The sequence below is a fragment of the Pseudoroseicyclus sp. H15 genome (assembly GCF_054353345.1).
Genome location: NZ_JBTHJE010000008.1, coordinates 167,819 through 176,311, shown reverse-complemented (window position 1 = coordinate 176,311; position 8,493 = coordinate 167,819). Strand labels below are relative to the sequence as shown.

The window sequence follows — 8,493 nt, the reverse complement described above, 5'->3', positions numbered from 1 at the left end:
GGGGGGGCGCATGGCTGGCTGGCCGGGGAGGGGGGCTGTCTGCCCCCCGCCGCCTTTGGCGGCCCCCCCGAGGATTTTGCAGGAGCACAGACGAGGGGGCGGTGGCGGACCGCGCTCGGCTGGGAACAGGAGGCGGCGCGCCTGGTGGGCGGAGCGACGTTGGGGGCGGTATCAGGCGCCGACCAGCCGCCAGATGACGTTGCCGACGTCGTCGGCAATGAGGAGGCCCTCGCCGCCGGGGCCGACCTGCACGCCGACGGGGCGTCCGAAGGCGTATTTCTCGTCGGGGGAGAGAAAGCCGGTCAGCAGGTCCTGCGGCGGGCCAGAGGGGCGGCTGCCCTCGAACGGGACGAAGATGACGCGGTAGCCGGAGAGCGTGGCGCGGTTCCAGCTGCCATGCTGGCCAATGGCCATACCGGGGCCGAAGCCGGGCAGGGTGCCTTCGGGCATCCAGCAGAGGCCGAGCGAGGCCGTGTGGCCGCCGAGCGCGTAGTCTGGCGTAAGGGAGCTGGCGACGAGGGCCGGGTTCTGCTCGACCCGGTCATCGACGATCTGGTCCCAGTAGGAATAGGGCCAGCCGTAGAAAGCGCCGTCCTGCACCGAAGTGAGGTAGTCGGGCGGGGTTTCGTCGCCGAGGCCGTCGCGCTCGTTCACGACCGTCCAGAGCGTGCCGTCGGGGGTGAAGGCGGTGCCGACCGGGTTGCGCAGGCCGCCGGCGAAGATGCGCTGCGCGCCGGTGGCCAGATCGATTTCGTGGATCGCGGCGCGGCCTTCTTCGACCTCCATGCCATCGCCGCCGATGTTGGAGAGCGAGCCGACGCCGGCGTAGAGCTTGGTGCCATCGGGCGAGAGGATCAGGCTGCGGGTCCAGTGGCCGCCGGGCTTGAAGCTCGCGATGGGCCGGCCGGGGCCGGTGAGGGCGGTGGCGCCGTCTTCGTAGTCGAAGGCCACCACGCCGTCGGTATTGCCGACGTAGAAGGTGCCGTCTTTCAGGGCCATGCCGAAGGGCTGGTTGAGGCCCGAGGCGAAGACGTGGCGCTCCTCCGCCGTGCCGAACTCGCTGATGCCGCGATAGAGCGTGATGCGGTTGGCGCTTTCGCCCATGGCGCCGGCGCGGGCCATGGTGACCTTGGCGGCATAGTCGAAGGCCGAGGTGGCGCGGCCACGCGCCGGAATGGCCTCGGCCACCAGCACGTCGCCATTGGGAAGCACATGGATCCAGCGCGGATGGCGCAGGTCGCGGCCGAAGGCGGAGACCTTGAGGCCGGGCGCCGGTGTCGGGCGGTGATCGCCGACCCAGCCGCGGGCGGTGGGCATCTTCAGCGTCATCACCCGCTGCGGCTTCGCCTCGGGGATATCGGGCGCGCCGCCCATAGCCGCCGGGCCCTCATGGGCGGAGAAGCGGCGGAGCATGATGGCGCTGGCGCCGATGGCGGCGACGGCACGGGCAGCGATGTTCGAAAAGGCCATGGCGGCGCTCCTTCGCGTCAAAAGGGGGCACGTCAAAGACGAGTTGCTTCCCTCATGACCGGTTCCGCCGCGTTTGTGAAGCGCCCGGGAGCCAGCGCGGTGGCCGGCCCCCGGGTTTCTGCAGGCCGTCAGCTGCCGAGCGGGATCATGTAGCGGCCGAAGCCTTCCGGCGTCGTCTCGCCGGTGGGCTCGATGGTGACGCCGGGCACCTCGCTGGCGTAGTCGGCGCCGGCCGGGCCGGTGTCGAACAGCACGGTCGTGCCCTCCATCGGTGCGAAGGACCAGTTGGCATCGGCCGAGGGGCTGATCGTGCCCTGATCGACGATGTAGCGCACGATCACGTCGCGGTTGGTGTCGGGCCCTTCGAAGATGATCGTCGAGCCGTCGGCGCCCGGGAAGGAGCCGCCGCCGGAGGCACGGTAGTTGTTCGTCGCCACGACGAATTCCTGAGCCGGGTCAATCGGTTCGCCCTCGTACTGAAGGTTGACGATGCGGTTGGCGCCCTCGTTCACCACATTGCCCTCACGGTCGAACTTGGAGGGTTCGGAGAGGTCGATCTGGTAGGTTACCCCGTCGATCACGTCGAAATTGTAGGAGGGGAAGTCGGGGTTCAGCAGAACCTGGCCTTCCTCGCCGGGGGTGATCTGGTTGAACATGCCGGCGGACCGCTCCAGCCAGTCCTTCACCTGGGCGCCCGTGATTTTCACCGCGCGCACGGTGTTGGGGTAGAGGTAGAGATCGGCCACGTTCTTGATGGCGACCGGGCCTTCGGGGACGTCGGTGTAGTAATCCGGGCCGCCGCGACCGCCGGCCTTGAAGGGGGCAGCGGCGGAGAGCATCGGCAGATCGGCATACTCGGTGCCGGCGAGCTGCTGCTCCAGATACCACATCTGCGCATTGGAGACGATCTGGACCGAAGGATCGTCGGCGACCAGGGCGAAGTATGAGTAGAGCGGCGCATCGGTCTCACCCACCGCGCGGCGGATGTATTCCAGCGTCTCCTCGTGCTCCTGCTCGACCGAGTCCAGCACCGGCTCGTAGCTCTCGACCGCCGGCACCGTGTCGCCATCTTCGTTGCGCATCGAGATCGGGCGCACCTCGACGCTGCTGCCGGCGATGCGCCAGGAATTGCCGTCGCGCTCCAGCATCAGGTCGACGAGGCCCATGTGGCTGCCCCAGAAGCCGGCCATGACGCCGGGCTTGCCGGAGATGGTGCCGGCCTCGACATCCACGCCCGGCCACTCGGCGTAGTCGGGGCCCGGGAAGACGAGGTGGGAGTGACCGGTCATGATGGCGTCGATGCCGTCCAGCTCGGCGAGGGGGATGGCGGCGTTCTCCATCATCTCCTCCCACTCGGGGGCGCCGATGCCGCTATGGGCGAGGGCCACGATGATCTCGGCGCCCTCTTCGCGCATCTTGGGGATGTAGGCCTCGGCCGTCTTGACGATGTCGCGCACCTCGACCTCGCCCTCCAGATGGCCGCGGTCCCACTGCATGATCTGCGGGGGCACGAAGCCGATGATGCCGATGCGGATCGGGAAGGTTTCGCCGGAGCCGTCGGTGATCTCGCGGTCGAGGATCACGTAGGGCGCAATCAGCGTCTCATCCTCAGGCGGCGTGGCGCCCATGGCGGTGACAACGTTGGCGGAAACGATCGGGAAGTTGGCGCCGGCGACGGAGCTCATCAGGAACGGCAGGCCGTAATTGAACTCGTGATTGCCGAGCGTGCCGGCGTCGAACCCCAGCGTGTTCATCGCCTTCATGATCGGGTGGACGGTGCCCTCGTCCATGCCCTTCTCATAGGCCATGTAATCGCCCATCGGGTTGCCCTGCAGGAAGTCACCGTTGTCGAGCAGGAGCGAGTTGGTCGATTCGGCGCGCACCGCCTCGATCAGGCTGGCGGTGCGGGCGAGACCGGCCGTGTCGATGGGGCGGTCGGCGTAGTAATCGTAGGGGTAGATGTGCATGTGGATATCGGTCGTCTCCATCAGGCGCAGATGCGCCTGGCCGGCTTGCGCGCGGGCAGAGAACGGATGGAGCGCCGCGAGGCTGGCGGTGCCGGCGATGAAGCCACGGCGTGTCAGTCGAATGGGCATGTGAGGTCTCCCCAGGAGGTGTGTTCGTTCAGAATGACTCCTGACAGGCGCATGTGACAATCGTCATACAGGCCCCCCCGCGGCATCGGCTTGACCTTGCCAGCCGGCGCCCCTATTCCGCCCGCCTTTCGGGCATATCGCAGAGGGCGGCATCATGGGCGGGTCAGGGGTGACGCTGGGCGTGGATTTCGGAACATCGAACTCCGCCGCGGGCGTGCTGAAAGACGGCAAGCCGCATCTCATCGAGATCGAGCCGGGTGAGCAGACGCTGCCCACGGCGTTCTTCTTCGATTTCGACAGCCGCAAGACGCTGCTTGGCCATGCCGCCGGCGCGGCGCTGATCGAAGGGCGCGAAGGGCGCTACATGCGGGCGCTGAAGCGGGTGCTGGGCACGAGCCTGATGCATGAGCCGCGGCAGATCCTCAACGAGCGGCTGACCTTCGTAGAGATCATCGGGCGGTTTCTGGAGCGGCTGCGCCTTGCTGCCGAAGCCGAGCTCGGCTGCGAGATACGTCACGCGCTCTCCGGCCGGCCGGTGCATTTTCACCAGAACGATCCCGAACGGGATGTGAAGGCCGAGGCAGATCTGCGCCTTGCCTATGAGGCGGCGGGCTTCGAGAGCGTGCGCTTCCTGCCCGAGCCCGAGGCAGCGGCTATTGCCGGCGGCGCGCCGGAGGGCGGCTACGGGCTAATCGTGGATATCGGCGGCGGCACCTCGGATTTCTCGCTCTACGAGCCGGGCGAGGGGGGCGTGACCATCCTTGCCAGCCACGGCGTGCGCATCGGCGGCACCGATTTCGACCGGGCGCTCAGCTTCGAGCGGGTGATGCCGCTGCTGGGGCGTGGCGGGCAGTTGCGGCGCGAGATGGGCGAGGGGCTGCTCGATGCGCCGACGCCGATCTATGCGGACCTCTCGACATGGGAGAAGATCCCCTTCCTTTACAGCCCGCAGACCTTGCGGATGGTGCGCGAAATGAGGGTGCTGGCGGTCGACCCACAGCCCCTCGAGCGGCTGGAGGAGGTGCTCGTCAGTGAGCTGGGGCATGACATCGCCTTCGCCGTCGAGGCCGGCAAGATTGCGGCCAATGGCAGCGCCGGGCGCGGTATGGTGAAGCTCGGCTTCATCGAGCCGAAGCTAGCGGCGGAGATCGACGGGGTTGCCCTGCATACGATCCTCTCACCTTTCGCCGCGCAGATCCGCGAGGCGGCGCTGGAGACGCTGGCGATGGCAGGGCTGCCGCCCGAGGCGGTAACGCAGGTGACCTATGTGGGCGGCTCGTCGCTGCTGGGCCAGGTGGCCGGCACGATGAAGGCAACCCTGCCGGGCGCGGCGCATGTGTTCAGCGAGGTGTTCACCGCCGTAGCGGACGGGCTGGCGATCGCGGCGGCGCGGGAGCCTTAAGCGACGCGGACGCTGCTGACGTCTTGCTCGCCATCCTGCCGGCTGATCTCGGCGATCAGCGTCAGGCGCAGGCCCTCTTCGGCGTAGTCCACATCGACCTGACCACCGAAGGACATGGGCAGCACCTCGCCGATGATACGGCTGCCGAAGCCCGTCGTCTTCGGCGCGGTCACGGGCGGGCCGTTCTTTTCGCGCCATTCGAACCGCAGGAGCGGGCCGGACTTGCCGGTGGAGAGGCTCCAGTCGATCTGCACCTCGCCGGCCTCAGCACTGAGCGAGCCGTATTTGACGGAATTCGTCGCCAGCTCGTGCAGCGCGAGGCTGAGCGTGGTCACCTGGTCCTGACTGATCACCACATCCGGGCCGTTCAGGTGGATGCGGCTGGAGACATCGTCGAACGGCGCAAGGGCGCGGCGGGCCACGGTCTCCAGCGTGCCCATGGAGGAGGGAGCTTCCATCAGCACGTCCTGCGCCCGCACGAGCGCCGTGATGCGCCGCTGCAGGGCCGACTTGATCTCTTCAACGGAATGGGTGCCACGTACCGTCTGGTTCACCAGGGCAGAGACCAGCCCGTAGGCATTGCGCGAGCGGTGCACCAGCTCGCGGTTGCGCAGGGTGGCGAGCTGCTCGGCCTTCACCTTGTCGGTGGTCTCGACAACCGTGTCGAGCAGGCCGCGGACCACGCCGTCTTCATCGCGCACAGGGCTGTAGCAGAAGGTGAAATAGCCGGTATCCATCTGACCGCTGCGGTTGGACTCCACCGGGAAATCCTCAATGAACACCGCTTCGCCCGCGAGTGCCGCCATCATGACGGGGCGGAGTGTATGGGCCGATTCCTCCCAGACATCCAGGATCGGCTCGCCGAGGCACGGGTGCTTGCCTTCGAGGATATCGATGAAGGCGTCGTTGTAGATCATCGTCAGCTCGTCGCCCCAGCACAGGCACTTGGGGAAGGCGGAGTTGACCAGAAGCCCGACGACGACGCGCAGCACGGTCGGCCATTGCTCGATCGGCCCGAGCGGGGTGGACGCCCAGTCGTGCGCGGCAATGGCCGCGGGCATCTCGCCGGATGCTCGCAGGAAGGCAGGTCTGGAATCGATGGGGCTCAGCACGGTTTGGAGGTCCGCCCATGTAGCATGAATTGATGGTCGCACGGCTGCACGGCAGCGCCAATAGGGAACTTAGCGGCGGGACTGATGTACAGCATAAGCAACGAGGAACAGGCGGAAATCCCCACATTGGGGGTGGCCCGGGAGGTCTGGCTTGCCTCAACCGCCCTTGAGACTGCGGGGGCGGAAAAAGCGAAACGGGCCGCATCCGGCAAGGATACGGCCCGTTCGTTGCGCGGGGGTCCGCGCTTACTCTTCGGCGTCGCTCTCTTCGCGGCGCTCGCGCGGCTGCTCGTCACCGTAATCGTCGGCACCGGCAGAGCCGATGTCGTCGAACAGCTCGGCGATCTCGAACTCGGCAGCGGCTTCTTCCTCGGCGGCAAGCTCCTGGATGGATTTGCCGGAGGCCTGAAGCTCGGCCTCTTCGGGCGAACGGGCCACGTTGAGCTTGATCGAGACTTCGACCTCGGGGTGGAGGACGACGGTCACCGTGTGCAGGCCCAGCTCCTTGATCGGGGAGAGGACGACCTGCTTGCGGTCGATCGAGTAGCCTTCGGCAGTGGCGGCCTCGGCGGCGTCACGCGGGGTGACAGAGCCGTAAAGCGCGCCGCCGTCGGAGGCAGAGCGGATGATGATGAAGGTCTCGCCGTCGAGCTTTTCGCCCAGCGACTCGGCTTCTTTCTTCGTCTCGAGGTTGCGGGCCTCGAGCTGCGCCTTCTCGGTTTCGAACCGGGCGAGGTTGTCGGCATTGGCGCGAAGCGCCTTGCCCTGCGGCAGAAGGTAGTTGCGGGCGTAGCCCTCTTTCACCTTCACCACTTCGCCCATCTGGCCGAGCTTAGCGACGCGTTCCAGCAGAATGATGTCCATGTCCTGCTCCTTACTTTACGGCGTAGGGGAGCAGCGCCAGGAACCGGGCGCGCTTGATCGCCTGGGCGAGCTTGCGCTGGTTCTTGGCACCGACGGCGGTGATCCGGGAGGGGACGATCTTGCCCCGCTCGGAGATGTAACGCTGCAGAAGACGCGTATCCTTGTAGTCGATGACGGGGGCGCCTTCACCCTCGAACGGATCGGTCTTGCGGCGACGGAAAAACGGTTTGGCGGCCATGTGTCAGGCTCCTCTTCTCAGATCAACGACGCTCGCGGCGGTCGCCGCGATCACCACGGTCACGCTCGTCGCGCTTTTGCATCTGGACGGAGGGGCCATCTTCATGGGCCTCCACCTTGATGGTCAGCACGCGCATGACATCGTCATGAAGCCGCATCAGACGCTCCATCTCCTGCACGGCGGAGGCCGGCGAATCGGTGCGCAGATAGGCGTAGTGGCCCTTGCGGTTCTTGTTGATCTTGTAGGCCATCGTCTTGATGCCCCAGTATTCGTTCTCGATCACCTTGCCGCCGTTGTCGGAAAGGACCGTGCCGAAGTGCTCGATAAGGCCTTCGGCTTGCGTGTTGGACAGATCCTGACGCGCAATAAAGACATGCTCGTAAAGGGGCATGACTCTCCACTTCTCTGTTCGCGGCGCATTTCAAAGGGGGGGCCTATAGACCTTCCGCACCCACCCCACGAGAGACTGCGCGGTTAAAAATATCCGCGGAAGGATGTGGCCTTATACAGATGTGCGCGCGTGAGGCAAGGCGGGGCCGGGGCCTGCCACAAGAGGCTCAGGAATTACCCCGGCCGGGCCATGGGCGCGCCCGGATTGCGCCGCATTCAGGGAAGAGCCTGCATGGCAACAAGACGAGTGACAGGCCCTGTGATGACCACCTTTCCCCAGCCCAACCTCCGTTCATCCCGCCGGGCCCCGGCGGCCGGCCGGCAAAGGCAGGCGACCTACCGGATCGAAGAGGCCTATTGGGGATATGTGCTCCGCCAGATCTCGCCGCTGTCGAAGCTGAAGAAGTTGCTGCAGATGGGCGCCACCCTCTGCGGCATCTTCGGGCTGGCGATGACGGCCGGGCTCTGGCTGGTGCCGCTGCAGGAAGATTCGGTGGCGCTCGTCGCCTTCCGCCTCGTCGCCTCGCTGGTGCTGGCGGGCATCGGCTCATCGCTGCTCTGGTTCGGCAGCCGGGGTACCGATGCCGAGCTGCAGGTGGATATCGCGCAGGGCGAACTCCGCGAAGTCATCCGCAACCGCGCCGGCCTGCCGACGCTGACAGCGCGCTATGCCTTTCGCGACATCGGCGGCGTCTTTCTGGCCCGCCGCGCCGGCGGTTGCCGGGGGCAGGCCAAGCTCGTGCTGCGCCTTGGCAATACAGCGCAGGTCATCATTGTCGCCGCCGGCCCGGAGGAGACGCTTCTGCCGCTGCGCGACCGCCTCGGCTGCGACCTGATGGTGCGCCCCCGGCAGCCGGAGGCTGCCAACAGCCCGGCCCAGATGCGTCTGCCGCCGCTCGCACGCCCCGCCGCCTGATCCTT

General features: G+C 66.9%; 8 protein-coding genes. 2 read left to right on the top strand and 6 right to left on the bottom strand.

The genetic code is table 11. From position 1 onward, the window contains the following. Positions 1–171: 171 nt before the first annotated feature. Both ACXN5S_RS18780 and ACXN5S_RS18775 read right to left on the bottom strand, forming a co-directional pair. On the bottom strand, positions 172–1,470 hold the full coding sequence (locus tag ACXN5S_RS18780; RefSeq protein ID WP_458607012.1) for a PQQ-dependent sugar dehydrogenase: 1,299 nt from the start codon (positions 1,468–1,470) through the stop codon (positions 172–174). Between the two features lie 128 nt (positions 1,471–1,598). After that, entirely contained in the window at positions 1,599–3,566 is a 1,968-nt protein-coding gene (locus tag ACXN5S_RS18775; RefSeq protein WP_458607011.1) for a bifunctional 2',3'-cyclic-nucleotide 2'-phosphodiesterase/3'-nucleotidase, read from the bottom strand. A gap of 154 nt (positions 3,567–3,720) precedes the next feature. Between ACXN5S_RS18775 and ACXN5S_RS18770 the strand changes: the two genes are divergently transcribed. Continuing rightward, positions 3,721–4,968 carry an Hsp70 family protein gene (locus ACXN5S_RS18770; RefSeq protein ID WP_458607010.1) on the top strand — a complete coding sequence of 416 codons (1,248 nt, stop codon included), beginning with the start codon at positions 3,721–3,723 and terminating at the stop codon, positions 4,966–4,968. On the opposite strand, the gene ACXN5S_RS18765 is transcribed toward ACXN5S_RS18770, so the two are convergent. The 4 genes from ACXN5S_RS18765 to rpsF all read right to left on the bottom strand — a co-directional run bounded on the left by ACXN5S_RS18765 (position 4,965) and on the right by rpsF (position 7,573). Next, entirely contained in the window at positions 4,965–6,029 is a 1,065-nt protein-coding gene (locus ACXN5S_RS18765; protein WP_458607009.1) for an HWE histidine kinase domain-containing protein, read from the bottom strand. The genes ACXN5S_RS18770 and ACXN5S_RS18765 overlap by 4 nt on opposite strands. Positions 6,030–6,326: 297 nt before the next feature. Next, the gene (gene rplI, locus ACXN5S_RS18760) at positions 6,327–6,944 is read right to left on the bottom strand and encodes a 50S ribosomal protein L9 (RefSeq protein WP_458607008.1); all 618 of its coding nucleotides are present in this window, start codon (positions 6,942–6,944) and stop codon (positions 6,327–6,329) included. Positions 6,945–6,954: 10 nt separating this feature from the next. Then, positions 6,955–7,182 (bottom strand): 30S ribosomal protein S18, encoded by a 228-nt coding sequence (rpsR, locus tag ACXN5S_RS18755; RefSeq protein WP_458607007.1) that lies wholly within the window; start codon positions 7,180–7,182, stop codon positions 6,955–6,957. A gap of 22 nt (positions 7,183–7,204) precedes the next feature. Beyond that, the gene (gene rpsF, locus ACXN5S_RS18750) at positions 7,205–7,573 is read right to left on the bottom strand and encodes a 30S ribosomal protein S6 (protein WP_458607006.1); all 369 of its coding nucleotides are present in this window, start codon (positions 7,571–7,573) and stop codon (positions 7,205–7,207) included. Between the two features lie 261 nt (positions 7,574–7,834). On the opposite strand from rpsF, the gene ACXN5S_RS18745 reads away from it, so the two are divergent. Then, entirely contained in the window at positions 7,835–8,488 is a 654-nt protein-coding gene (locus ACXN5S_RS18745) for a hypothetical protein (RefSeq protein ID WP_458607005.1), read from the top strand. Positions 8,489–8,493 lie beyond the last annotated feature (5 nt).

Coding starts and splice junctions, on each gene's coding strand:
- ACXN5S_RS18745 (WP_458607005.1), top strand. CDS start 7,835: ATGACCACCTTTCCCCAGCCCAACCTCCGTTCATCCCGCCGGGCCCCG.
- rpsF (WP_458607006.1), bottom strand. CDS start 7,573: ATGCCCCTTTACGAGCATGTCTTTATTGCGCGTCAGGATCTGTCCAAC.
- rpsR (WP_458607007.1), bottom strand. CDS start 7,182: ATGGCCGCCAAACCGTTTTTCCGTCGCCGCAAGACCGATCCGTTCGAG.
- rplI (WP_458607008.1), bottom strand. CDS start 6,944: ATGGACATCATTCTGCTGGAACGCGTCGCTAAGCTCGGCCAGATGGGC.
- ACXN5S_RS18775 (WP_458607011.1), bottom strand. CDS start 3,566: ATGCCCATTCGACTGACACGCCGTGGCTTCATCGCCGGCACCGCCAGC.
- ACXN5S_RS18770 (WP_458607010.1), top strand. CDS start 3,721: ATGGGCGGGTCAGGGGTGACGCTGGGCGTGGATTTCGGAACATCGAAC.
- ACXN5S_RS18765 (WP_458607009.1), bottom strand. CDS start 6,029: ATGCCCGCGGCCATTGCCGCGCACGACTGGGCGTCCACCCCGCTCGGG.
- ACXN5S_RS18780 (WP_458607012.1), bottom strand. CDS start 1,470: ATGGCCTTTTCGAACATCGCTGCCCGTGCCGTCGCCGCCATCGGCGCC.